At 56.4% G+C, this 23,294-nt stretch carries 25 protein-coding genes and 1 other RNA gene; 17 read left to right on the top strand and 9 right to left on the bottom strand.

Annotated features, from left to right (window positions below; genetic code table 11):
- Window positions 1-121: 121 nt before the first annotated feature.
- Both AS136_RS00740 and uxaC read right to left on the bottom strand, forming a co-directional pair.
- Entirely contained in the window at window positions 122-1,609 is a 1,488-nt protein-coding gene (locus AS136_RS00740; RefSeq protein WP_063266637.1) for a UxaA family hydrolase, read from the bottom strand.
- A gap of 18 nt (window positions 1,610-1,627) precedes the next feature.
- Window positions 1,628-3,040, bottom strand: coding sequence for a glucuronate isomerase (uxaC, locus tag AS136_RS00735; RefSeq protein ID WP_008806581.1), 1,413 nt, complete (start codon window positions 3,038-3,040; stop codon window positions 1,628-1,630).
- 482 nt (window positions 3,041-3,522) lie between these two features.
- Here uxaC and AS136_RS00730 point away from each other — a divergent pair, with 482 nt between their 5' ends.
- From AS136_RS00730 to AS136_RS00680, 11 genes are all read left to right on the top strand, one after another.
- Entirely contained in the window at window positions 3,523-4,824 is a 1,302-nt protein-coding gene (locus AS136_RS00730) for an MFS transporter (RefSeq protein ID WP_008806582.1), read from the top strand.
- 127 nt (window positions 4,825-4,951) lie between these two features.
- Window positions 4,952-5,728 carry a transcriptional regulator ExuR gene (gene exuR, locus AS136_RS00725; RefSeq protein WP_012967188.1) on the top strand — a complete coding sequence of 259 codons (777 nt, stop codon included), beginning with the start codon at window positions 4,952-4,954 and terminating at the stop codon, window positions 5,726-5,728.
- A 341-nt stretch (window positions 5,729-6,069) separates the two neighbouring features.
- Window positions 6,070-6,732, top strand: a complete 663-nt coding sequence (gene yqjA / locus AS136_RS00720) for a DedA family general envelope maintenance protein YqjA (protein ID WP_004206121.1) — start codon at window positions 6,070-6,072, stop codon at window positions 6,730-6,732.
- An 8-nt stretch (window positions 6,733-6,740) separates the two neighbouring features.
- Window positions 6,741-7,118 (top strand): EnvZ/OmpR regulon moderator MzrA, encoded by a 378-nt coding sequence (gene mzrA / locus AS136_RS00715; protein WP_162493301.1) that lies wholly within the window; start codon window positions 6,741-6,743, stop codon window positions 7,116-7,118.
- A 149-nt stretch (window positions 7,119-7,267) separates the two neighbouring features.
- Entirely contained in the window at window positions 7,268-7,636 is a 369-nt protein-coding gene (locus AS136_RS00710) for a DUF1090 domain-containing protein (protein WP_008806585.1), read from the top strand.
- A gap of 45 nt (window positions 7,637-7,681) precedes the next feature.
- Complete coding sequence (locus tag AS136_RS00705; protein WP_008806586.1) at window positions 7,682-7,987, top strand: ElaB/YgaM/YqjD family protein; 306 nt, start codon at window positions 7,682-7,684, stop codon at window positions 7,985-7,987.
- Window positions 7,988-7,989: 2 nt separating this feature from the next.
- Complete coding sequence (locus tag AS136_RS00700) at window positions 7,990-8,388, top strand: phage holin family protein (RefSeq protein ID WP_008806587.1); 399 nt, start codon at window positions 7,990-7,992, stop codon at window positions 8,386-8,388.
- Window positions 8,385-8,681 (top strand): YqjK-like family protein, encoded by a 297-nt coding sequence (locus tag AS136_RS00695; protein ID WP_008806588.1) that lies wholly within the window; start codon window positions 8,385-8,387, stop codon window positions 8,679-8,681. The genes AS136_RS00700 and AS136_RS00695 overlap by 4 nt, the downstream gene beginning before the upstream one ends.
- A 356-nt stretch (window positions 8,682-9,037) precedes the next feature.
- Window positions 9,038-9,430 carry a DoxX family protein gene (locus tag AS136_RS00690; protein WP_002917920.1) on the top strand — a complete coding sequence of 131 codons (393 nt, stop codon included), beginning with the start codon at window positions 9,038-9,040 and terminating at the stop codon, window positions 9,428-9,430.
- A 75-nt stretch (window positions 9,431-9,505) separates the two neighbouring features.
- Window positions 9,506-10,492, top strand: a complete 987-nt coding sequence (locus AS136_RS00685; RefSeq protein WP_063266636.1) for a glutathione S-transferase family protein — start codon at window positions 9,506-9,508, stop codon at window positions 10,490-10,492.
- A 126-nt stretch (window positions 10,493-10,618) separates the two neighbouring features.
- The gene (locus AS136_RS00680) at window positions 10,619-10,987 is read left to right on the top strand and encodes a DUF805 domain-containing protein (protein WP_008806590.1); all 369 of its coding nucleotides are present in this window, start codon (window positions 10,619-10,621) and stop codon (window positions 10,985-10,987) included.
- A gap of 41 nt (window positions 10,988-11,028) precedes the next feature.
- Here AS136_RS00680 and AS136_RS00675 read toward each other — a convergent pair whose 3' ends face one another.
- Window positions 11,029-11,925: a LysR family transcriptional regulator gene (locus AS136_RS00675; protein WP_004144865.1), complete on the bottom strand. Its 897-nt coding sequence runs from the start codon at window positions 11,923-11,925 to the stop codon at window positions 11,029-11,031.
- Between the two features lie 104 nt (window positions 11,926-12,029).
- Between AS136_RS00675 and AS136_RS00670 the strand changes: the two genes are divergently transcribed.
- Together AS136_RS00670 and AS136_RS28525 are read left to right on the top strand one after the other, a co-directional pair.
- A complete protein-coding gene (locus AS136_RS00670; RefSeq protein WP_008806591.1) occupies window positions 12,030-12,731 on the top strand; it encodes a pirin family protein in 702 nt (233 codons plus the stop codon).
- A 24-nt stretch (window positions 12,732-12,755) separates the two neighbouring features.
- A complete protein-coding gene (locus tag AS136_RS28525) occupies window positions 12,756-12,923 on the top strand; it encodes a hypothetical protein (RefSeq protein ID WP_008806592.1) in 168 nt (55 codons plus the stop codon).
- 73 nt (window positions 12,924-12,996) lie between these two features.
- Here the strand turns inward: AS136_RS28525 and AS136_RS00665 are convergent, their stop codons facing one another.
- Window positions 12,997-13,407, bottom strand: a complete 411-nt coding sequence (locus tag AS136_RS00665; RefSeq protein WP_008806593.1) for a Spy/CpxP family protein refolding chaperone — start codon at window positions 13,405-13,407, stop codon at window positions 12,997-12,999.
- A gap of 311 nt (window positions 13,408-13,718) precedes the next feature.
- Here AS136_RS00665 and AS136_RS00660 point away from each other — a divergent pair, with 311 nt between their 5' ends.
- The gene (locus AS136_RS00660) at window positions 13,719-14,183 is read left to right on the top strand and encodes an OB-fold putative lipoprotein (RefSeq protein WP_008806594.1); all 465 of its coding nucleotides are present in this window, start codon (window positions 13,719-13,721) and stop codon (window positions 14,181-14,183) included.
- A 113-nt stretch (window positions 14,184-14,296) separates the two neighbouring features.
- On the opposite strand, the gene rnpB is transcribed toward AS136_RS00660, so the two are convergent.
- From rnpB to garL, 4 genes are all read right to left on the bottom strand, one after another.
- Window positions 14,297-14,679: RNase P RNA component class A (rnpB, locus tag AS136_RS00655), an RNA gene on the bottom strand.
- Between the two features lie 32 nt (window positions 14,680-14,711).
- Window positions 14,712-15,857, bottom strand: a complete 1,146-nt coding sequence (garK, locus tag AS136_RS00650) for a glycerate 2-kinase (protein WP_063266635.1) — start codon at window positions 15,855-15,857, stop codon at window positions 14,712-14,714.
- Between the two features lie 64 nt (window positions 15,858-15,921).
- On the bottom strand, window positions 15,922-16,812 hold the full coding sequence (gene garR, locus AS136_RS00645) for a 2-hydroxy-3-oxopropionate reductase (protein ID WP_012540492.1): 891 nt from the start codon (window positions 16,810-16,812) through the stop codon (window positions 15,922-15,924).
- Window positions 16,813-16,838: 26 nt separating this feature from the next.
- Complete coding sequence (gene garL, locus AS136_RS00640) at window positions 16,839-17,609, bottom strand: 2-dehydro-3-deoxyglucarate aldolase (protein WP_023298255.1); 771 nt, start codon at window positions 17,607-17,609, stop codon at window positions 16,839-16,841.
- A 523-nt stretch (window positions 17,610-18,132) separates the two neighbouring features.
- On the opposite strand from garL, the gene garD reads away from it, so the two are divergent.
- A complete protein-coding gene (garD, locus tag AS136_RS00635; protein ID WP_023323314.1) occupies window positions 18,133-19,704 on the top strand; it encodes a galactarate dehydratase in 1,572 nt (523 codons plus the stop codon).
- 200 nt (window positions 19,705-19,904) lie between these two features.
- On the opposite strand, the gene rsmI is transcribed toward garD, so the two are convergent.
- Window positions 19,905-20,768: a 16S rRNA (cytidine(1402)-2'-O)-methyltransferase gene (rsmI, locus tag AS136_RS00630; protein ID WP_004144878.1), complete on the bottom strand. Its 864-nt coding sequence runs from the start codon at window positions 20,766-20,768 to the stop codon at window positions 19,905-19,907.
- A gap of 63 nt (window positions 20,769-20,831) precedes the next feature.
- Between rsmI and AS136_RS00625 the strand changes: the two genes are divergently transcribed.
- Window positions 20,832-22,940 (top strand): penicillin-binding protein activator, encoded by a 2,109-nt coding sequence (locus AS136_RS00625; RefSeq protein WP_023323315.1) that lies wholly within the window; start codon window positions 20,832-20,834, stop codon window positions 22,938-22,940.
- Window positions 22,898-23,284 (top strand): YraN family protein, encoded by a 387-nt coding sequence (locus AS136_RS00620; RefSeq protein ID WP_008806614.1) that lies wholly within the window; start codon window positions 22,898-22,900, stop codon window positions 23,282-23,284. The genes AS136_RS00625 and AS136_RS00620 overlap by 43 nt, the downstream gene beginning before the upstream one ends.
- The last annotated feature ends 10 nt before the right edge of the window (window positions 23,285-23,294 follow it).

Raw genomic sequence — 23,294 nt, 5'->3', positions numbered from 1 at the left:
CCTGACTGAAAAAAACAAACGGCGCTTCACTGGCTGAAACGCCGCTGTTACGAGCCCGATGGCGTTACGCTATCAGGCCGATACACGTTCTACGCCCCTGGGCGCCAATGTGAATACACCTTTACAGGGTAACACCGCTTTTAAAGATGGCCAGTTCGCGGAAGTCATTCTGTTCATTACAGGTCGGTTTACCGTTAGCGAAAGCCACAATGGCATCCACAAACTCCTCCAGCAGCTGCGGCATCGCTTTGCCATGGATCAGCTGCCCGGCATCAAAGTCGATCCAGTGCTTTTTCTTCGCCGCCAGTTCGCTGTTGGTGGCGATCTTCACCGTCGGCACAAAGCCGCCGTACGGCGTGCCGCGTCCGGTGCTAAACAACACCATATGACAGCCGGCGCCGGCCAGCGCGCTGGTGGCGACCGCATCGTTGCCCGGCGCGCTCAGCAAATTCAGACCATGAACCTTCAGGCGCTCGCCGTAGCGCAGGACATCCACCACCTGGCTGGAACCCGCTTTCTGAGTACAGCCCAGCGACTTATCTTCCAGGGTGGTGATCCCCCCGGCTTTGTTACCCGGGGAAGGGTTTTCGTAAATAGGCTGGTCGTGTGCGATAAAGTACTGCTTAAAGTCATTGACCATGGTCACCAGCTTGTCGAAGGTCGCTTCGTCACGGCAGTGACTCATCAGCAGCTGTTCAGCACCGAACATCTCCGGCACTTCGGTCAGCACGGTGGTGCCGCCGTTGGCGATCACATAGTCTGAGAAGCGGCCCAGCATCGGGTTAGCGGTAATGCCCGACAGGCCGTCCGATCCCCCGCACTCGAGACCAAACTTCAGCTCGCTCAATTTACCCGGCTGGCGTTTATCCTGACGCATCACTTCATACAGCTGATGCAGATGCGCAACCCCCGCTTCCACTTCATCGTCCTGGTGCTGGCAAACCATAAAGTGCACACGCTGCGGGTCAAACTCGCCCAGCGTTTCGCGAAAGGCATCCACCTGGTTGTTTTCACAGCCAAGGCCAACCACCAGTACCGCCCCGGCGTTCGGGTGACGAACCATATTTTGCAGCACGGTGCGAGTGTTGATGTGGTCATCCCCAAGCTGCGAGCAGCCATAGGTGTGGCTGAAGAGATGCACCCCATCGATATCCTCAGCGCCATACGTCTCTTTCAGGAAACGGTTCTTCATTTGTCTGGCCATCGCGTTGACGCAGCCGACGGTCGGCAGGATCCACAGCTCATTGCGCACGCCGACGTCACCGTTAGCGCGACGATAAATCTGCACTTCGCGATCCGCAGGCTGTGGCGGTTGGGCAACCCGGTCCGGTTGATAGCGATACGCGTCAAGGTCGCTGAGATTGGTGCGCGTATTGTGCGCATGAACATGCTCGCCCGGCGCGATATCCGCCAGCGCATGGCCAATCGGCAACCCGTACTTAACGACGTTTTCCCCTTTCGCGATAGCGCGCAGTGCAAACTTGTGGCCGCGAACGATATCCTGGCCGAGGGTGACCGAATCCTTATCAATCGTCACCACACTACCGGCAGCGATATCCGCCAGCGCGACCGCGACGTTATCCTGCGAATGGATTTTAATGTATTGCATATCAACCGACCTCTGGCCTTAGTTCAGTTCAATGGCGAAATAGTCACGCGCATTGTTAAAGCAAATGTTTTTCACCATCTCGCCCAGCAGCGCGATATCCGCAGGCGCTTCGCCGGCAGCCACCCAGCGGCCGATCATCTGGCACAGAATGCGGCGGAAGTATTCGTGGCGCGTGTAGGAGAGGAAGCTGCGGCTGTCGGTCAGCATCCCGACGAAGCGGCTCAGCAGGCCGAGCTGCGCCAGCTGGGTCATCTGCCGCTCCATGCCGTCTTTCTGATCGTTGAACCACCAGCCGGAGCCGAACTGCATCTTGCCTGGCATGCCTTCACCCTGGAAGTTACCGATCATGGTGCCCAGCACTTCGTTATCGCGCGGGTTCAGGCAGTAGAGAATGGTTTTCGGTAGCAGGTTCTCTTCGTTCTGCTTGCTCAGCAGCTTAGACAGCTCTTCAGCCATCGGGCGATCGTTGATCGAGTCGAAGCCCACGTCCGGGCCTAACAGTTTGAACTGACGCAGGTTGTTATTGCGCAGCGCACCGATATGGTACTGCTGTACCCAACCGCGACGGGCATATTCTGCGCCGAGGAACACCAGCACCGCGGTTTTGAACTGCGCCACTTCGTGTGCGCTGAGGGTCTCGCCAGCCAGACGGCGCGCCAGAATGGCGTCCAGCTCGGCGTCGGTCGCTTCCGCAAACAGCACCACGTCCAGCGCGTGGTCGGAGACCTTGCAGCCGTGTGCGGCAAAGTGGTCCAGACGTTTGGTCAGAGCGCTTTGCAGGTCCGCAAAACGGCGAATATCGGTATCGGACACCTCACCCAGCTTCGCCATGTAGTCATTAAAGGTCGCCTGTTCAATGTTGAATGCTTTATCCGGGCGCCAGCTCGGCAGCACTTTGATATCAAAGGAGGTATCTTTGGCGACAACCGCATGGTGCTCGAGAGAATCAATCGGATCGTCGGTGGTACCGACCATCTTCACATTCATCTGCTTCATGATCCCGCGGGCGGAGAAGGCGTCCTGAGCCAGTAAATCATTGCACTGGTCCCAGATCTCATCGGCGGTGGATGGAGACAACAGCTTACCTGTAATACCAAAAGGGCGACGCAGCTCTAAATGGGTCCAGTGGTATAACGGGTTGCCAATAGTGTGCGGCACCGTTGCCGCCCAGGCGTCAAATTTCTCGCGATCGGACGCATCACCGGTACACAGACGCTCCGGTACGCCGTTAGTGCGCATTGCGCGCCATTTGTAGTGATCGCCTTTCAGCCAGATGTCATACAGATTTTTGAAGCGATAGTTTTCGGCAACCTGCTGCGGCGGAAGGTGGCAATGGTAGTCGAAAATCGGCTGATCTTTGGCGTAATCGTGGTACAGACGGCGAGCAAATTCGGTATCGAGTAGAAAATCTTCAGTCATAAACGGTGTCATTCGCGTGTCCTCTTCGCTCCGTAGCGGGAGCCTTTCAGATGATTGACTACAATGCTGACAAAGTTATCACACCAATTTCTACAGACCGAGCTGTTTTTCGTGAGTTAGATCAATAAACGTCGATAAAAAAACGACCGTCTCATTGGAAAATACCCCGGCAGGGCGCGCCATCTCTGGCTTTGCCGGTAAGGGCTAAAGACCACACTAACTTTCCCACTTTTGTGACAGCACTCAACTTTTAAAGTTGTATGACAAGTTATCTTTCTGCCGTCGCAACATATAAACCGACGGAATGCATTACCGGTGTTTATGGCATCGGCTTATACGGAATGGACACCGACTTTCAACATAACAACTGATGGTAAGGTTCGGGCCAGAGGGGGATCCCCCCTCCTGAACCCTCCGTTTCGCTTTCCCGACCGCGTATTGCCGTCAGGAAAGGCCGCACCTGATGCGGAAAGATAACAGACGATGAGGTTTACATGCGTAAAATTAAAGGGTTACGTTGGTACATGATTGCGCTGGTGACGCTAGGCACCGTGCTGGGCTACCTGACCCGTAACACCGTGGCGGCGGCCGCGCCGACGCTGATGGAAGAGTTACACATCTCGACTCAACAGTACTCCTATATCATTGCAGCCTATTCCGCTGCCTACACCGTCATGCAGCCTGTCGCGGGTTACGTCCTCGATATTCTCGGGACCAAAATCGGCTATGCCTTCTTTGCTATCGCCTGGGCGATATTCTGCGGCTCAACCGCGCTGGCAGGCAGCTGGGGCGGCCTGGCGCTGGCTCGCGGCGCAGTCGGCGCAGCGGAAGCCGCGATGATCCCTGCCGGGCTGAAAGCCAGTTCTGAATGGTTCCCGGCAAAAGAGCGCTCTATCGCGGTGGGCTACTTCAACGTCGGTTCCTCTATTGGCGCCATGATCGCGCCGCCGTTGGTGGTGTGGGCGATTGTCATGCACAGCTGGCAGATGGCGTTCATCATCTCCGGGGTATTGAGCTTCGCCTGGGCCATCGCCTGGCTTATCTTCTACAAACACCCGCGCGACCAGAAAAAATTATCTGACGAAGAACGCGACTACATCATTGGCGGTCAGGAGTCTCAGCATCAGACCAATAACGCGAAGAAAATGTCGCCGTGGCAGATCCTGCGCAACCGTCAGTTCTGGGGTATCGCCCTGCCGCGCTTCCTCGCCGAGCCGGCCTGGGGGACCTTTAACGCCTGGATCCCGCTGTTCATGTTTAAGGTTTACGGCTTTAACCTGAAAGAGATCGCGATGTTCGCCTGGATGCCGATGCTGTTCGCCGACCTCGGCTGCATCGTGGGCGGTTACCTGCCGCCGCTGTTCCAGCGCTGGTTTGGCGTCAACCTGATCGTGTCGCGTAAAATGGTGGTCACCATGGGCGCCCTGCTGATGATTGGCCCGGGGATGATCGGCCTGTTCACCAGCCCGTACGTGGCGATTGCCCTGCTGTGCATCGGCGGGTTCGCTCACCAGGCGCTGTCCGGGGCGCTGATCACCCTCTCTTCCGACGTCTTTGGCCGTAACGAAGTCGCTACCGCCAACGGTCTGACCGGGATGGCCGCCTGGCTGGCGAGCACCATGTTCGCCCTGGTTGTCGGCGCGCTGGCAGACACCATCGGCTTCAGCCCGCTGTTTGCGGTACTGGCCGTCTTTGACCTGCTGGGCGCGTTGGTTATCTGGACGGTGCTGAAAAACAAACCGGCTGACGATGACTCGACGCCGCTTAGCAGCCGCAAACCCGCCACGCAGAGTTAGATCATGTGCTGATATGACCGCTTATCGAGCCGCCTTCTCAGGCGGCTTTTTCATGCCTGCCAGTGGTGGAAAGCGTGTAAAAGTGGTATAACAAATCGAATATTGTCGCCATCTTGCGGGAGCGAATATGGAAATCATTGAACCACGCCGTCTGTATCAGCAGCTTGCCGCTGAGCTGAAGACGCGCATCGAACAAGGTGTCTACCTTGTAGGGGATAAGCTGCCCGCCGAGCGCTTTATCGCCGATGAAAAAAACGTCAGCCGCACCGTGGTTCGTGAAGCCATTATCATGCTGGAAGTGGAAGGGTATGTCGAAGTCCGCAAAGGGTCGGGTATTCATGTCATCTCCAACCATCCCAAGTACCAGCAGGTGGCCGATGAAAGCCTTGAATTCGCCAACTATGGCCCTTTTGAACTCCTGCAGGCGCGGCAGCTAATTGAAAGCAATATTGCTGAATTCGCGGCGACTCAGGTGACCAAACAGGACATCATGAAGCTGATGGAGATTCAGGAGAAAGCGCGCAACGAGAAGTGTTTCCGCGACTCCGAGTGGGATCTCCAGTTCCACGTCCAGGTGGCGCTGGCCACGCAGAACAGTGCGCTGGCGGCGATCGTGGAAAAAATGTGGACCCAGCGCGTGCATAACCCGTACTGGAAAAAGCTGCATGAGCATATCGACCTGCGCACGGTCGATAACTGGTGCGACGATCACGATCAGATCCTGAAAGCCCTGCTGCGTAAAGATCCCAACGCCGCCAAGCTGGCGATGTGGCAGCATCTGGAAAATACCAAGCAAATGCTGTTTAACGAAACCAGCGATGACTTTGAATTTAATGCCGATCGCTACTTATTTGCCGATAATCCGGTAGTTCATCTCGATACGGCGGCCAACAGCGCGAAATAAGCGCTTATCCTGACGGCGCGCGGCCCCTGCGCGCCTGCCCCCCAGGCCGGCTGGAGTAAGTAAAACATATATAGTGTCAGCCTGTGTAAATCCTCTCGCCTCCCACCGCCGCAATCAGCAAAATCAACGAGCAACACCTTGCAATTTCTCTGACGTAAAGTCAGCTGATTTGTTACAATTAGATGCATTTTGCCGTTCTGGGGGTAAGTGTTTACTTACTTCAGTCTTATACAGGGAAGCGTTCAGAGCGCCTAAGCAGCGACCAAAATCTCATAAAAATCTTGTCGCCCAACATGCCACGCGCTCAGACGTGCCGTTAACCGATGTACCAGGAATCGTGAATGGAACTTTTAACCCAGTTATTGAATGCCTTGTGGGCTCAGGATTACGAAACGCTCGCGAATCCCTCCATGATTGGCATGCTGTATTTTGTCTTGTTTATGATTTTGTTCCTTGAGAACGGGTTACTGCCTGCCGCGTTTTTACCGGGGGATAGTCTGCTTGTGCTCGTGGGCGTGCTGATCGCCAAAGGGGCGATGGGCTTTCCGGAAACCTTGCTGCTGCTTACCGCCGCCGCCAGCCTCGGCTGTTGGCTGAGCTACATTCAGGGGCGCTGGCTGGGCAATACGCGGATCGTGCAAAACTGGCTGTCGCATCTGCCCTCTCACTATCATCAACGCGCGCATCACCTGTTTCATAAGCATGGGCTCTCCGCGCTGCTGATCGGCCGCTTTATCGCCTTCGTGCGTACGCTGTTGCCGACGATTGCCGGCCTTTCAGGCCTCAATAACGCTCGCTTTCAGTTCTTTAACTGGATGAGCGGCCTGCTGTGGGTGCTCATCCTGACCTCGCTGGGCTATCTGCTGGGCAAAACCCCGGTATTCCTCAAGTATGAAGATCAGCTGATGTCCTGCCTGATGCTCCTTCCGGTCGCGCTGCTGGTCTTCGGACTGATCGGCTCGCTGGTGGTGCTGTGGAAGAAAAAATACAGAAGCCGGGGCTAATGATGGTCATTAAACGCCCCTCCCTGCGCCAGCTGAGCTGGCTGCTGGGTGGCTCTCTTGTGCTCTGCGCGCTGTTCTGGCTCTGGCTGGCAGTGCAGCAGCAGGAGGCCACGCTGGCGATCCGTCCGGTTGGCCAGGGCGTCAGCATGCCGGACGGCTTCTCCGTCTGGCATCATCTCGACGCCAACGGTATCCGCTTTAAGAGCATTACGCCGCAAAAAGATGGCCTGCTGATTAAGTTCGACTCCACCGCCCAGGGCGCGGCGGCGAAAGAGGTTCTCGGTCGCGCTCTGCCACATGGTTATATTATTGCCCTGCTGGAGGACGATAACTCGGCCACCGCCTGGTTATCCCGTCTGCGCGACGCGCCTCACCGGCTCGGGTAAACTACCGCCTTACTGCGTTTTTTACGCAGTCTGGTGGTTTCCTGCATTTGTTACTATGCTTAAACCTGCGGGAATCAACGCATTCCCGTTCACCATCGGGAACGGGTATATCCTCCGGGTATACCCTCAGACAATGGAAGGTACTATCCATGAAACACCGCATCGCTCTGCTTCTGGCCCTGACTTCACTTAGCGCCAGCGCCATAGCAGCCTCTCCCTGCCAGGAAAAAGAGCAGGATATTCAACGAGAGATCAGCTATGCCGAAAAGCATCATAATCAAAGTCGCATTGATGGGCTAAATACCGCGCTACGTCAGGTACGGGAAAACTGCAGCGACAGTAAACTCAAAGCCGATCATCAGCAAAAAATTGCCAAACAGCGGGAAGAGATCGCTGAACGTCAGCGCGATCTGCAGGAAGCCCGGAAGAAAGGCGATGCGGACAAAATCAACAAACGCCAGCATAAACTCAATGAAGCGCAACAGGAGTTAAAAACGCTGGAGTCTCGGGACTACTAATAACAGTTAACTTTCGCAACACGGACCACGCTACAGGAGAACGACATGGCTAAAGAGAATGTGACTGACGACCTTCGTGCAGAACTGAAAACGCTGGCGGATACCCTGGAGGAAGTTCTGAATTCCTCAGCGGACAAGTCGAAAGAAGAGATTGGTAAACTGCGTAGTAAAGCAGAGAGCGCGCTAAAAGAGAGTCGTGCCCGCCTGGGTGAAACCAGCGATGCGATTTTGCGTCAAACGCGCGAGACCGCCGCGCGGGCGGATGATTATGTTCGCGAAAATCCGTGGACAGGAGTCGGGATTGGTGCCGCCGTCGGGCTGGTGCTGGGTGTCCTGCTGTCGCGTCGCTGATTATGGCGAATACTCAACACACGCAGGGGCCAGGCCAGCGCGTGTTCTCCATTGGCCAGCGTATCGTCACGCTGCTGGCCGAAATGGTGGAAACACGGCTGCGCCTGGTCGTCGTGGAGCTGGAGGAGGAGAAAGCCAACCTCTTCCAGCTGCTGATCATGACCGGACTGACGCTGCTGTTTGCCGCGTTTGGCCTCATGAGTCTGCTGGTGCTGGTTATCTGGGCCGTTGACGCCCAGTACCGCCTGCACGTCATGATCGCCACCACCGTCGTTCTGCTCCTCGCCGCCGCGATCGTGGGTATCCTTACCCTACGTAAGGCGCGCCGCTCCACGCTGCTGCGCCTGACGCGTAAAGAGCTGGAGAACGACCGTGCCCTTCTGGAGGACGATAAACCGTGAATGGCCGACAGGAGCGTGAACGGCAAAAGGCGCTGCTGCTGCGCCAGATCCAGCAGCAACGACTGGAGCTTAGCGCCTGTCGTCGCCACTGGCTGGAGGCGACAGCGCCCCTCGATCGCGGCTGGCATACGCTGCTGAGTTTACGTTCGTGGCTGATGGTTGGCAGCGGTTTGATGGCCGTCTGGTCCATACGACACCCGCACTTTTTGATGCGCTGGACCAAACGCGGTCTCGGGCTGTGGAGCACCTGGCGGATGGTCCGCGGGATCCTGCGCCAGTCGTCAACACACTAGCAGCCCGGAGCGCGGGCGCTTATCCCGGCGCCCCGCTCTGCCATTTCCCCGTCCGATACAATACGCCGTTCGCGGCAGACGGGGCCTTCGCCGCAACCCGCGGTTAGCCCCCCTCAGATCTCAATTCATTCCGCTCAGCCACCCGATATCGGGACGGGTAGTTCCCCTCGTCGCCAGAAAATTTCTCCTCACCGCACATATTGCTCAGAAACTTTGAAGAAGATCTACAGTTTTCCTTGCTAACAATTCCCTCTCCGCCTCGTTACTATCCTCTCCATCGACAGCAACACCGTGTAACCACGCGGGATTGCGCTAAAAAACAAAACTGCCGCCCTTTGGGTTTTCTGGAGTAAGAAATGAAAAAATTAGAAGATGTTGGTGTACTGGTAGCGCGTATTCTGATGCCGATTCTGTTTATCACTGCTGGATGGGGCAAAATCACTGGTTACGCCGGAACCCAGCAGTATATGGAAGCCATGGGCGTGCCGGGAGCACTGCTGCCGCTGACCATTCTCCTTGAATTCGGCGGCGGTCTGGCGATTCTGTTCGGTTTCCTGACCCGTACCACCGCGTTGTTCACCGCAGGCTTTACGCTGCTGACCGCGTTCCTGTTCCACAGCAACTTTGCGGAAGGCGTGAACTCGCTGATGTTCATGAAAAACCTGACCATTGCTGGCGGTTATCTGCTGCTGGCCATTACCGGACCGGGCGCATTCAGCATCGACCGCGTACTGAATAAAAAGTGGTAAGCGCACTATACTGAGTAAAAATCTAAAAAAAGCGAGGGGATATCTCCTCGCTTTTGCTATCTGCAGGAGGAAGTAATGGGACAATTAGTCGACGGCGTCTGGCAAGATACCTGGTATGACACCAAATCCACCGGAGGACGATTCAAGCGTTCCGTTTCGGCCTTCCGTAACTGGCTCACGGCCGATGGCGCGCCGGGGCCTGCGGGCGAAGGTGGCTTTGCCGCGGAAAAAGACCGTTATCATCTGTATGTTTCTTTAGCCTGCCCGTGGGCGCACCGCACGTTAATTCTGCGCAAGCTGAAAGGACTGGAACCCTTTATATCCGTCTCCGTGGTCAATCCGCTGATGCTGGAAAACGGCTGGACCTTCGCCGATGATTTCCCTGGTGCTACCGGCGACCAGCTCTATCATCATCAGTTCCTCTATCAGCTCTATCTGCAGGCTGACCCGCACTATACCGGTCGCGTCACGGTCCCGGTATTGTGGGACAAAAAGCAGCAGACCATCGTCAGCAATGAGTCGGCAGAAATCATCCGCATGTTTAATACCGCCTTCGATGGTCTGGGCGCCAGAGCCGGGGATTACTATCCGCCGGCGCTGCGGGAAAAAATCGATGAACTGAACGGCTGGATCTACGACAACGTCAACAACGGCGTGTATAAGGCCGGCTTTGCCACCAGCCAGCAGGCTTACGACGAAGCGGTCGAGGCGGTCTTTACTTCACTGGAGCGGATGGAGCAGATCCTCGGTCAGCATCGTTACCTGACGGGAAATCAGCTGACGGAAGCCGATATTCGCCTGTGGACCACGCTGGTACGGTTCGACCCGGTATATGTGACGCATTTTAAATGCGACAAACGGCGCATTAGCGATTACCTCAACCTGTACGGTTTTCTGCGCGATATCTACCAGATGCCCGGCATCGCGGAGACGGTGAGTATTCCGCATATCCGCCACCACTATTACCGCAGCCATAAAACCATTAATCCAACCGGCATTATCTCCATTGGACCGCAACAGGATCTCAACGAACCCCACGGCCGCGATCAGCGCTTCCGTTGATCTTTCGGGCGCCAGTGATGGCGCCCAATAATTCAGAAAACAGATATTTACCCACCATTCATTCACGTCTATTCTTATTGCGATCGCTTAAAAAACAAGTGATTGACGGTTAATTGAGGCGTAGAAATGGACTGGTATCTCAAGGCATTAAAAAACTATATAGGATTTGGCGGCCGTGCGCGGCGCAAAGAGTACTGGATGTTTATTCTGGTCAACCTCATCCTGACCGGCGTATTGAGCATCATCGATAAAATGCTGGGCTGGCAGCGGGCGGGCGGCGAAGGCATTCTGACGACCATCTATGGCGTACTGGTCTTTTTACCGTGGTGGGCGGTGCAGTTTCGGCGTCTGCATGACACCGACCGCTCAGCCTGGTGGCTGCTGCTGCTGTTGATCCCGGTCATCGGCTGGCTGGTGATCCTGATCTTTAACTGCCAGCGCGGCACCGAAGGCAACAATCGCTTCGGACCCGATCCGAAACCCTTCTCCTATTAATCTTCCCGCTCCTCCCGCTAGCGGGAGGAGCGTCTTCTCGACTAGCGTCCCGCAAACAGCTTAGGGATTTCGCGCAGACACCAGGACTTCGCCTCGCCCATACTGTCCCGCCGCCAGGCCATGATTATGTCAATTTCATTGGTGTATTCCGGGCTGACGACCCGCAGACGCCCTTCGGCAATATCCTTCTCCACCAGCGGATAGGGCATGGTCGCCACGCCTAGCCCGGCCAGCAGTGCCTGGCGCTTATCTTCAATGGTACTCACCGTTAAGCGCGGCTGTTTATCCAGCAGCTGAACGGTAAGGACGGGCCGCTCGCGTGCGGTATCCGCTACTGCGACGCCGCGGTATTTCACGCGGGTCACTTCCGAGAGCGGTTCCGGCTCCTGGTGGATCGGGTGATCCGGCGCCGCGACGTACACACTGAGCACCGAATAGAGTTTGCGCGAGTTAATCTCCGAGGAGGAACGAAAATGCATATCCGGCGCGACAACAATATCCGCCCGCCCCTGCTCCAGCCGCTCCCAGGCGCCGGCCAGCACCTCGGTGATAATCGACAACTGCGTATTAGATTTGGTCGCCAGTTTTTCAATTAGCGGAAACAGATCCGGGGTGGGCACCAGCGCTTCGGTGACGATCGTCAGGTGGGTTTCCCAACCGCGCGACAACGCTTCCGCATCGGTGGTGAGTTTATCCGCCGCTTCGAGCAGCACGCGCCCGCGTTCCAGGAGCATCCGTCCAACGTTGGTGAACTTCGTGCGATGACCTGAGCGGTCAAACAGCACCACGTCCAGCTCCTCTTCCAGTTTTTGCATGGTATAGCTCAGGGCGGAAGGCACGCGTCCCAGCTCATCAGCCGCGGCAGCAAAGCTCCCACGGCGGTCGATCGCATCCATCACACGCAACGCTTCCAGCGTTAATGCTCTCTCTTTGGCCATCGCTTTCTCATTCAGGAAATTTGAACATACCGGGCAGAATATCTGGCTAACAATACAGCGTCCATACCTTTACCATTGATTTAGTGTAAAGAGAGGTCAAGAACATGATTACTACCCGAACAGCCAAACAATGCGGACAAGCAGACTTCGGCTGGCTGCAGGCCCGCTACACCTTCTCCTTTGGCCACTACTTCGACCCGAAATTACTGGGCTTCGCGTCCTTGCGCGTCCTCAACCAGGAAGTGCTGGCGCCCGGCGCTTCCTTCCAGGCCAGGACGTACCCAAAAGTCGATATCCTGAACCTGATTCTGGAAGGCGAAGCAGAATATCGCGACAGCGACGGCAACCACGTGCAGGCCAAAGCCGGTGAAGCGCTGCTTATCGCCACCCAGCCTGGCGTGAGCTATAGCGAGCATAATCTGAGCAAAGAGCAGTCGTTAACGCGAATGCAGCTGTGGCTCGACGCTTGCCCGCAGCGGGAAAACCCGCTACAGCAGAAAACCGAAGTGGTGAGCGCACCGCTGCAGCTGCTGGCCTCGCCGGAGGGAGAGAACGGCAGTCTCCAGCTTCGCCAGCAGGCCTGGGTCTACCATATCGCACTGGAGAAAGGAGAGCAGATTAGCGTGCAGCTGCATGGCCCACGCGCTTACCTGCAGTCAATCCACGGCACCGTCCATGCCGTCGCGCAGGAACAACAAAAACAGGCTCTCACCTGTGGTGACGGCGCATTTATTCGTGACGAAGCTAACATTACCCTCGTCGCCGATACGCCGCTGCGCGCTTTGCTGATAGATTTACCGGTGTAACAACGGAAGGGATGGAGTCTGTCAGTGAGTAAAAAGAAAAACAGAAAAAAGGCGTCCCCGACGCCATCAGCCCCGACGCAGCCGGAAACCGCCGGCGTCGTCAGCTTTGGTTATGATGAGATGCTGAGCGAACTGGAAGCCATTGTTGTCGAAGCGGAGATTCGTCTGCGGGATGAAGAAAGTCTCGCCTGAAAAGGCAATATCAATGATTCGATTTTCGTTTATAGCCTGAAGATAATATCGGCCCCGAAAGGGGCCGATGACATTATTCGCTCAGCGCGTCGGCAAGATCTTTTTTCACCTGGGTACGCTGCTCCGGCGTCAGGACCTGATTCACATCGAAATAATACTTCACGCGGTAATAACGCACCTGCTGATCGATCTTACTGAAGGCAGCCAGCTGATCCTTGACTGCCTTTTCATCCCATTTTCCGGAATCAATCACGTTAATCAGGGCGCCATCTTTAATGTCTTGCTGCGAAATCTGTTGAACATTATTTTCCAGTTGCTGATGCAGGCTTTTAATTTTCGCAACCTGATCGCTGGTGAGTTTTAAGTGCTGGACAATAGGGTCCTGCGCCGGCGCTGGCGCCGCCTGCACGTCCGCGGCTTGCGCAGACAGAGAGAAACCGGTAGTCAGAAGGGCTGCAAACGCAATACGGGTCATTAATTTCATTGTTTTATCCTGAAGTGAAAGTGTCTGAAATAGCGGTTTATTATTTTACAGTTGGTAGTGAATAAATGTAAAAAATAATACCTAAAGATTATTCACAGCGTGCACCTGATCACAAACTATTCAATACATAAGAAATTCAAACATTATCACCAAATAAATTCACATGAAGAATACCACATTTGTAAAAAATGACTTTAGCGCTTATCACGGAAATTAATTGACAGCAGCCACGGTTGCTTTATTTAATTAGCGAGAAAGATGTCATACATAAAAGCAGGGATATCATTTTTAAAATATATAAGGAGATAATTATGTTATTACGCACTCGCGTATTACCGCTGGTTTTTGTCATCTCGCTGTTAAGCGGCTGCGGCCTGGCTTCTAAAGCCTTTTATTCCGCGGGAGACAAATTATTTCAACCGGGAGATGACGCCGTCGCTTCGATGCAGACGTATTCAGTCGCCCAGTTCCTGCAGCCGTTTACCCTCAACCCGGCGAAGGCCAGCAGCGATTATCTGGGCAAATGGGTCAAGGTACGCGGCGTGATTGTCGATATTCGCCGAATGAGCGGTATCGCCGGCAGCTACTATTTTACCGTGACCATGCGAGATGAGCAGAATAAAACGGATAAACGTCTGACCTTCAATTTTGGCTCACATAACAGCGCAGACGTTGAGGCGTTAAGCAACGGCAGCATCGCCACGATCGTCGGTCAGGTTCATCAGGTGCAAGATTCCACGATCCCGACGCTACAGAATCCTAAGGTGGTTAAATAACGGTAACTGACCGATAAGCCGCGTTCTTTTGGTATAGCGTCGTGGACAGTTATTCATCCGAGTCACGGATTCAGATAGCAAAAACCCCGCCGGAGCGGGGTTTTTGCATAAAGAGGTGAAACTGACCGATAAGCCGGGTTCTGTCGTGGACAGTCATTCATCTAGGCCAGCAATCGCTCACTGGCTCAAGCAGCCTACCCGGGTTCAGTACGGGCCGTACCTTATGAACCCCTATTTGGCCTTGCTCCGGGTGGAGTTTACCGTGCCGCGGACTGTTACCAGCCGCGCGGTGCGCTCTTACCGCACCCTTTCACCCTTACCTGATCCCGCTTGCGCGGGCCATCGGCGGTTTGCTCTCTGTTGCACTGGTCGTGGGCTGTGACACCCCCCAGGCGTTACCTGGCACCTTGCCCTATGGAGCCCGGACTTTCCTCCCCTCCGCCCGTCTCCCCCCGAAGGAGGACGACGACGAAGCGGCGACTGTCTGGTCAGCTTCGGCGCGCAGTATAGAGGGTTTACCGCCCGTTGTCATCCTTCTGTCGTCATCCCAACCTGCAGGGTGGCGGCGATATTGCGCGACGCGCGGTAAATGTTATCAAACGCCCCGCGAAATGCCTCTTCCAGCGTCGAAACTGTGGTTAACACGCTGAAAACCGCATCGATACCGTGCTGGTGAACCACGCCGACGTCGTGGGTCAGGCTGCCAGCAATACCGATCACCGGCTTACGGTATTTTTTCGCCACCCGGGCTATCCCCACCGGCACCTTACCGTGAATGGACTGGCTATCGATCCGCCCTTCTCCGGTGACCACCAGCGAGCAGTCATGGATCTGCTCTTCCAGCTTCAGCGCCTCGGTAACGATCTCAATCCCGCTACGCAGTTCCGCATTAAGAAAGGCCATCAGCGCCGCGCCCATGCCGCCGGCCGCCCCCGCCCCGGGGATCGGCTTAACGTCCACCTGCAGCGACGCCTTAATGACGTCGGCGAAGTGCGCCAGATTACGATCCAGCTCAACGATCATCGCCTCGGTCGCCCCTTTCTGCGGGCCAAAGATCCGCGACGCGCCGCGCTCGCCCACCAGCGGGTTAGTGACGTCGCAGGCCACGTGGATCATCCTGTCACGTAAGCGTGGATCGATGGCGGAAAGATCGATCCGGCTCAGACGGCTCAGGCTACCGCCGCCATGGCCGATCTCTTGTCCCTCGGCGTCGCAAAGGCGGGCGCCTAGCGCCTGCATCATGCCCGCCCCACCGTCGTTGGTCGCGCTGACGCCGATACCGATAATGATCCGTTTCGCGCCATGTTCCAGCGCCTGTAATATCAGCTCGCCGGTACCGCGTGAAGTGGTGATGAGAGGGTTGCGTTTTTCGGGCGGAACGAGTCCCAGGCCGCTGGCCGCCGCCATCTCAATAAACGCGGTAACGCCATCGCCGGACATGCCCCAGCAGGCCTCCACTTTCTCGCCCAGCGGGCCAGTCACCCATGCGGAATGTTCCGTTCCCTGCGTCGCGGCAATCATCGCCTCCACCGTTCCCTCGCCGCCGTCGGCGACGGGCATGGAAACATACTGCGCGTCGGGGAAAATTTCACGGAATCCTTTTTCTATCGCCTGAGCTACCTCGGCGGCAGACAGGCTTTCTTTGTAAGAGTCTGGGGCAATGACGATTTTCATAAGTTTGTAGCCTGACCGTGCCGCGCAAGGCAAGAATAACAGGGCGCGTGGTGCGCCCTTCTTGTTAGCGAGTGACTTCCACTTTCGCCAGTTTTTCGTAATAGCACGCCAGCGCGCTATGGTCCGCGGTGCCCAGACCGTCCGCACGCAGCGCCTGCATCATCTCCATTACCGCCGCCGTCAGCGGTAGCTGAGCGCCCACGCCATGGGACGTATCCAGGGCGTTCGCCAGATCTTTAATATGCAGGTCGATACGGAATCCCGGCTTGAAGTTACGATCCATCACCATCGGCGCTTTGGCATCCAGCACGGTACTGCCCGCCAGGCCGCCACGGATCGCCTGATATACCAGATCCGGATTGACGCCAGCTTTGGTCGCCAGAGTCAGCGCTTCAGACATCGCCGCGATGTTCAGGGCGACAATCACCTGGTTAGCCAGTTTGGTGACGTTGCCCGCGCCGATGTCGCCGGTATGCACCACGGAGCCCGCCATCGCTTTCATCAGATCGTAGTATTTATCAAAGATCGCCTTATCGCCGCCGACCATCACCGACAGGGTGCCGTCGATGGCTTTTGGTTCGCCGCCGCTCACCGGCGCATCCAGCATATCAATACCCTTGGCTTTCAGCGCTTCGCTGATTTCCCGACTCGCCAGCGGCGCGATAGAGCTCATATCAATCACCACGGTGCCCGGCTTTGCGCCTTCGATAATGCCGTTTTCACCCAGCGCCACCTCTTTCACATGCGGAGAGTTTGGCAGCATGGTAATGATCACGTCACATTGCTCAGCAATCGCCTTCGGCGTCGTGGCGGTCTCAGCACCCGCGGCAATCACGTCGGCAATCGCTTCCGGGTTACGGTCGGACACCACCAGCGAATAACCTGCTTTCAGCAAATTTTTGCTCATCGGTTTGCCCATAATGCCAAGACCGATAAAACCCACTTTGATTGTCATAATGTTCTCTCTCTTCATCCTGGTGATTATTTTTTAAACGCATCAGCAAGTTTCTGCGTTGCTGAGCGGAAGACGCCCAGATCGCTGCCGACGGCGACGAAAGTCGCGCCCCATTCCAGATAGCGGCGCGCATCGGCTTCCACCGGCGCCAGAATGCCACTTGGCTTACCGTGCTTCTTCGCGCTGGCGAAGATATGCTGGATAGCGCGCTGCACCTCAGGATGGGCGGCATTGCCCAGATGACCTAAGGCCGCGGCCAGGTCGCTCGGGCCGACGAACAGGCCGTCGACGCCGTCGGTCGCGGCAATCGCCTCGACGTTGTCCACCCCGGTCTGGCTCTCAATCTGCACCAGAATGGAAATGTTCTTGTTGGACTGGGCGAAGTAGTCCGCCACGGTGCCGAACATATTGCCGCGGTGGGAAACGGAGACCCCGCGGATCCCTTCCGGCGGATAACGGGTCGACGCCACCGCCTGCGCCGCCTGTTCAGCCGTCTCGACAAACGGCACCAGGAAGTTATAGAAGCCGATGTCCAGCATGCGCTTGATGATGATCGGCTCATTGGTCGGCACACGGACTACCTGCGCGCTGGAGCTGCCCTTCAGCGCCATCAGCTGTGGGATAAGCGTGGTCACGTCGTTCGGCGCGTGTTCCGCATCCAGCACCAGCCAGTCGAAACCGGCCAGACCCAGCACCTCAGTGCTGATCGGGTTAGCCAGCGCGCACCAGCAGCCAATCTGCACCTGATGAGCCGCCAGCGCGGCCTTAAATTTGTTCGGGAAAATTGCGTTATCCATGATGTTTACCTTGCGTTAATCGTTGCTTACTTCTGCAATTCCAGGCGTTTAATCTCGCGAACCATAAATATAATCAGCAGAATAAAATAGCGAGTTGGTATTCCTTGTTTCTCATCCCATCCAGGATCATGAAGATATTCATCAAACACAGAACACCTTTTATTATTTTTTTAATCGGGTTCTTTATTTGTTAAATAGACGATATCAACGCTCTCTTATTGCCTATCGGCTACCTTAAAATCATGACACAGTATAATCAGCCTGCCATCGCCAGACACCATGCATAATCACAATATAAATGTCTTATCTGACGCTTTAGTTAGGCAAATGCCACAAGTCATGGGCGCTAATCCACAGTTCTCATGATTGCCTGTCGGTGCGTGAGCGTCGTCGCAAAGAGGGGTGATACAGATCACATTTTAAAGCCATTACTCCTGACATTCTTTATTTCATTATTCTTTTCTACAGCACCAGAATGACCATTTCATTCTTTTTTTAGCACCTTTTTGGAGATGACTGGACAATGGCTGACATTGCAATTCGACAACAATCGCCAACCGCGTTTTATATTAAAGTTGACCCGGCAGATAACGTGGCGATTATTGTCAACGATCGGGGATTGACCGCCGGAACACGTTTCCCGGACGGCCTGACGCTCGTCGAACACATCCCACAGGGTCATAAAGTAGCCCTGGTGGATATCCCTGCCCGCGGTGAAATCATCCGCTACGGAGAAGTGATTGGCTTCGCCGTGCGCGACATCCCACAGGGAAGCTGGATTGACGAATCGCTGGTGGAACTGCCCACCGCCCCGCCGTTGAACACCCTGCCGCTGGCGACCAAAGTGCCTGAACCCCTACCGCCTCTGGAAGGCTATACCTTTGAAGGGTACCGCAATGCCGATGGCAGCGTGGGCACCAAGAACCTGCTGGGCATCACCACCAGCGTGCACTGTGTTGCGGGCGTGGTTGATTATGTGGTGAAAATCATTGAACGCGACCTGCTGCCGAAATACCCCAACGTCGACGGCGTGGTAGGCCTGAACCATCTCTACGGTTGCGGCGTGGCGATTAATGCACCGGCGGCGGTAGTGCCAATTCGCACTATCCACAATATCGCCCTCAACCCGAATTTCGGCGGTGAGGTGATGGTCATTGGCCTCGGCTGTGAAAAGCTGCAGCCGGAACGCCTGCTGCAGGGCACGGAAGACGTCAAAAGTATCCCGGTGGACAGCGCCAGCATCGTCAGCCTGCAGGATGAAAAGCATGTTGGTTTTAAATCGATGGTCGATGACATTCTGCAGGTCGCCGAGCGCCACCTGGTGAAACTGAACCAGCGCCAGCGGGAAACCTGTCCGGCTTCAGAGCTGGTGGTCGGCATGCAGTGCGGCGGCAGCGACGCCTTCTCCGGTGTGACCGCCAACCCGGCGGTGGGCTATGCATCCGACCTGCTGGTGCGCTGCGGCGCGACGGTGATGTTCTCGGAAGTGACCGAAGTCCGCGACGCCATCCATCTGTTAACCCCGCGGGCGATTAACGAAGAGGTCGGCAAACGCCTGCTGGAAGAGATGGCCTGGTACGATAACTATCTCGACATGGGCAAAACCGACCGCAGCGCCAACCCCTCCCCCGGCAACAAAAAAGGCGGCCTGGCTAACGTGGTGGAAAAAGCGCTGGGTTCTATTGCTAAATCAGGGAAAAGCGCCATCGTCGAGGTGCTCTCTCCAGGCCAGCGCCCGACCAAACGCGGCCTGATTTATGCCGCTACCCCCGCCAGCGATTTTGTCTGCGGCACCCAGCAGGTCGCCTCTGGCATTACCGTGCAGGTGTTCACCACCGGTCGCGGCACGCCGTATGGCCTGATGGCGGTACCCGTAATAAAAATGGCGACCCGTACCGAGCTGGCCAACCGCTGGTATGATTTAATGGACATTAACGCCGGGACCATCGCCACTGGCGAAGAGACGATTGAGGATGTCGGGCGGAAGCTGTTCGAATTTATTCTCGACGTCGCCAGCGGACGCAAGAAAACCTTCTCCGATCAATGGGGCCTGCACAACCAGCTGGCGGTGTTTAACCCGGCGCCGGTGACCTGATCGAGAGCGTGAGAATTTAACTACTTTTAGCCCGGATTTATCCGGGCTTGTTGGTTACGGATGCTGTGCGGCAAGGAAAGCGATTCTGCCCTTTTCTTCCGACATTTCTTCCGACATTTCTTCCGACATATCGAATGACGTTCAAGCCGCCCTTCAATTTCTGAAGAGCGGCTTGCTGCTCCCAAAGTCAGTTTACAGGCTTACTCCCCCTGCTGCTCCAGGGCGTACTTATACAACGCATTTTTCTTCACGCCGTGGATCTCCGCGGCCAGCGCGGCGGCTTTCTTCAGCGGCAGCTCCGCTTGCAGCAGCGCCAGGGTACGCAGCGCGGCTGCCGGCAGCGCCTCTTCCTGGGCCTTAAAGCCTTCGACAATCAACACCATCTCGCCTTTGCGGCGGTTTTCGTCTTCCTTCACCCACGCCACCAGCTCGCCAATCGGCGCGCCGTGGATAGACTCCCAGGTTTTGGTCAGCTCGCGGGCCAGCACCACGTAGCGGGATTCTCCCAGTACCGCGCAGATATCTTCCAGACTCTCCACCAGACGGTGCGTTGACTCATAGAAGATGAGAGTGCGCGGTTCTTCTTCCAGCGCCTTCAGGGTATCGCGGCGGCCTTTCGATTTCGCCGGCAGGAAGCCTTCATAGCAGAAACGGTCGGAAGGCAGACCGGCGGCGCTCAGGGCGGCGATGGCCGCACAGGGACCCGGCAGCGGCACCACGCGAATATTCGCTTCTCGGCAGGTGCGCACCAGATGATAGCCAGGGTCGTTAATCAGCGGCGTGCCGGCATCGGAGACCAGCGCGATGTTTTGCCCTTCTTTCAGTTTAGCGAGAAGTGTTTCCGCCTTTTGCTGCTCGTTATGGTCGTGAAGCGCAAATAAGCGGGCGTTAATCGCAAAATGTTGCAGCAGCAAACCGGTGTGGCGGGTATCTTCCGCAGCAATTAAATCAACAGCTTGCAACACTTCCAGTGCGCGCTGCGTGATATCAGACAGATTCCCTATCGGAGTGGGCACAATATAGAGCTGCCCCTGAGAATTATCCGCTGATTCGTGTTGTTTCATTGTCTCGTCCGTATTGCCGATTTAATATTGAGCATTGAGCCAAAAAAATATCACTGGACACTTATGGTACCGTCAACATTTCTTCGTTCTAAGCCCGCGCGCTGTCTGCCCGTATTGCTGGCGACGCTTCTTTTTGCTGGCTGCGGCACCCACACGCAGGATCAAAGCACGGCGTTTATGCAGGGTACATCGCAGGCCAACTCCAGTTTCTACCTACAGCAGATGCAGCAAAGCACGAATGATAGCAAGACCAACTGGCAATTACTCGCCATTCGTGCACTGCTGCAGGAAGGGAAGAAGCAGCAGGCCATCGACCTGTACAACCAGCTGCCGTCGAACCTGAACAGCACCCAGGCCCGTGAACAGTCGCTGCTGGCGGTGGAAGTGAAGCTGGCGCAAAACGACTATCAGGGCGCTCGTACTCTGCTGGCAAAGCTCGACCCGACAAGCCTGGATCAACCCCAGCAGGCGCGCTACTGGCAGGCGCAAATCGATGCCAGCCAGGGCAAACCATCGCTGACCCTGCTGCGCGCCTTAATCGCCCAGCAGCCGCTGCTGAGTGACGCGAAACAGCGTCAGAAAAATATTGATGCGACGTGGCAAGCGCTCACCTCGATGCCCCAGGACCAGGCCAATGCGCTGGTGATCAACGCCGATGAAAATACCCTCCAGGGCTGGCTGGATCTGCAGCGGATGTGGTTTGACAACCGCAACGATCCGACGCTGCTGAAAGCAGGCGTTAAAGACTGGCAGACGCGCTATCCGCAAAATCCGGGCGCCAAAATGCTGCCGACGGCGCTGGTGAACATGCAAAACTATAAGCCCGCGTCCACCAACAAGATTGCGCTTTTTCTGCCGCTGAACGGTCAGGCGTCGATCTTCGGCCGCACTATCCAGCAGGGCTTTGAAGCCGCCAAAAATGGTGCGCCGTCGGTGACGGGTAGCGCCGTTCCCGCGCAGGTTGCCCAGGCGGCGAATGTCTCCGGTAATGATGATGTAGTGAGTCCGTCGCAGGCAGAAGTCAGCGATCTAACCGCCACCGGAAGCCGCGCTGAACCGGTGCAAGCCCCGGCACAAGACCAGGCGGCGCCTGCCGCGGAACCTACAGCCCAGGCGCCGGCAGCGTCCGCCACGCCGCAGACCACCGCTTCCCCGGTCACTCAGCCGGTCACCGCCCCGACCGCACAGCCTCAGCCCGCAGTCGCCAGCGCCGCCAACCCCTCTGCGGAACTAAAAATTTACGACACCACCAGCCAGCCCATCAGTCAGTTGCTTGCCCAGGCTCAACAGGACGGCGCCACTTTAGTCGTCGGGCCGCTGCTGAAAGAGAACGTAGATGATGTGATTAAGAGCAACACGCCGCTCAATGTACTGGCCCTCAACCAGCCGGAGAAAGTCGAAAGCCGCGCTAACCTCTGCTATTTCGCGCTTTCCCCTGAAGACGAAGCGCGTGACGCGGCCCGACATATCCACCAACAGGGCAAACAGACGCCACTGCTGCTGGTTCCGCGCGGTGCGCTGGGCGATCGCGTGGTTAGCGCGTTTGCCGACGAATGGCTGAAGCTGGGCGGCGCCAGCGTCCTGCAGCAGCGTTTTGGATCCACGGCCGAGCTGCGCGCCGGCGTCAACGGCGGAGGGGGCATTGCGCTGACCGGCACCCCGGTCTCCACCCTGCCTTCGGCCCAGAACAGTTCCCTCGGCAGTGCGGATGAGATGCCGGTGAGCAGCGGCGGCAGCGTGGACGCCGCCTATATCCTCGCCACCCCGGAACAGATTGCCTATATCAAACCCATGATCGCCATGCGCAACGGCAGTCAAAACAATGTCACCCTGTACGCCAGCTCGCGCAGCGCCCAGGGCACCGCAGGGCCGGATTTCCGTCTGGAGATGGAAGGGCTGCAGTATAGTGAGATCCCGATGCTGGCCGGCAGCAACCCGGCGCTGATGCAGCAGGCGCTGTCCGCTGTACGTAATGACTACTCGCTGGCGCGCCTGTATGCCATGGGGGCTGACGCCTGGTCACTGGCGAACCACTTCACGCAAATGCGCCAAACGCCGGGCTTCGAGCTGAACGGCAATACCGGCGATCTGACGGCCACCCAGGACTGCGTGATTAACAGGAAACTGTCATGGCTCAAGTACCAGCAGGGAAAAATCGTTCCGGCCAGCTAAGCAAACAGACTGGCGATGCCTGGGAAAACCAGGCTCGCCGCTGGCTGGAAGGCCAGGGCCTGCGTTTTATCGCCGCCAATGCCCGCGAGCGTGGCGGCGAAATTGACCTCATCATGCGCGACGGCGCCGTCACCGTTTTTGTCGAGGTGCGCTACCGCCGTAGCGCCCGGTACGGTGACGCGGCGGCCAGCGTCACCCCGCAAAAACAACAACGACTGCTTAAAGCCGCCCGTTTGTGGCTCTGCCGACAGAATGGGAGCTTTGAGACTGTGGATTGCCGTTTCGATGTGGTAGCCTTCACCGGAAACGACATCCAATGGCTAAAAAACGCCTTTGGCGAATAGCGTAATACCA

The organism is Klebsiella sp. D5A (assembly GCF_001620885.1).
GTDB lineage: Bacteria > Pseudomonadota > Gammaproteobacteria > Enterobacterales > Enterobacteriaceae > Klebsiella > Klebsiella variicola.
Note: the sequence above shows the minus strand (reverse complement) of the source record. Positions and strands in the feature narration are given on the sequence as shown.

Bases quoted from the DNA above. Each gene is read 5' to 3' on its own strand.
- AS136_RS00710 (WP_008806585.1), top strand. From the start codon at position 7,268: ATGAAACACCGCATCGCTCTGCTTCTGGCCCTGACTTCACTTAGCGCC.
- AS136_RS00675 (WP_004144865.1), bottom strand. From the start codon at position 11,925: ATGGCCAAAGAGAGAGCATTAACGCTGGAAGCGTTGCGTGTGATGGAT.
- garK (WP_063266635.1), bottom strand. From the start codon at position 15,857: ATGAAAATCGTCATTGCCCCAGACTCTTACAAAGAAAGCCTGTCTGCC.
- rsmI (WP_004144878.1), bottom strand. From the start codon at position 20,768: ATGAAACAACACGAATCAGCGGATAATTCTCAGGGGCAGCTCTATATT.
- AS136_RS00700 (WP_008806587.1), top strand. From the start codon at position 7,990: ATGGCGAATACTCAACACACGCAGGGGCCAGGCCAGCGCGTGTTCTCC.
- AS136_RS00665 (WP_008806593.1), bottom strand. From the start codon at position 13,407: ATGAAATTAATGACCCGTATTGCGTTTGCAGCCCTTCTGACTACCGGT.
- AS136_RS00620 (WP_008806614.1), top strand. From the start codon at position 22,898: ATGGCTCAAGTACCAGCAGGGAAAAATCGTTCCGGCCAGCTAAGCAAA.
- garL (WP_023298255.1), bottom strand. From the start codon at position 17,609: ATGGATAACGCAATTTTCCCGAACAAATTTAAGGCCGCGCTGGCGGCT.
- uxaC (WP_008806581.1), bottom strand. From the start codon at position 3,040: ATGACACCGTTTATGACTGAAGATTTTCTACTCGATACCGAATTTGCT.
- AS136_RS00670 (WP_008806591.1), top strand. From the start codon at position 12,030: ATGATTACTACCCGAACAGCCAAACAATGCGGACAAGCAGACTTCGGC.
- yqjA (WP_004206121.1), top strand. From the start codon at position 6,070: ATGGAACTTTTAACCCAGTTATTGAATGCCTTGTGGGCTCAGGATTAC.
- AS136_RS00705 (WP_008806586.1), top strand. From the start codon at position 7,682: ATGGCTAAAGAGAATGTGACTGACGACCTTCGTGCAGAACTGAAAACG.
- garR (WP_012540492.1), bottom strand. From the start codon at position 16,812: ATGACAATCAAAGTGGGTTTTATCGGTCTTGGCATTATGGGCAAACCG.
- garD (WP_023323314.1), top strand. From the start codon at position 18,133: ATGGCTGACATTGCAATTCGACAACAATCGCCAACCGCGTTTTATATT.
- AS136_RS00625 (WP_023323315.1), top strand. From the start codon at position 20,832: ATGGTACCGTCAACATTTCTTCGTTCTAAGCCCGCGCGCTGTCTGCCC.
- AS136_RS00685 (WP_063266636.1), top strand. From the start codon at position 9,506: ATGGGACAATTAGTCGACGGCGTCTGGCAAGATACCTGGTATGACACC.
- AS136_RS00680 (WP_008806590.1), top strand. From the start codon at position 10,619: ATGGACTGGTATCTCAAGGCATTAAAAAACTATATAGGATTTGGCGGC.
- AS136_RS00690 (WP_002917920.1), top strand. From the start codon at position 9,038: ATGAAAAAATTAGAAGATGTTGGTGTACTGGTAGCGCGTATTCTGATG.
- AS136_RS00740 (WP_063266637.1), bottom strand. From the start codon at position 1,609: ATGCAATACATTAAAATCCATTCGCAGGATAACGTCGCGGTCGCGCTG.
- exuR (WP_012967188.1), top strand. From the start codon at position 4,952: ATGGAAATCATTGAACCACGCCGTCTGTATCAGCAGCTTGCCGCTGAG.
- AS136_RS00660 (WP_008806594.1), top strand. From the start codon at position 13,719: ATGTTATTACGCACTCGCGTATTACCGCTGGTTTTTGTCATCTCGCTG.
- AS136_RS00730 (WP_008806582.1), top strand. From the start codon at position 3,523: ATGCGTAAAATTAAAGGGTTACGTTGGTACATGATTGCGCTGGTGACG.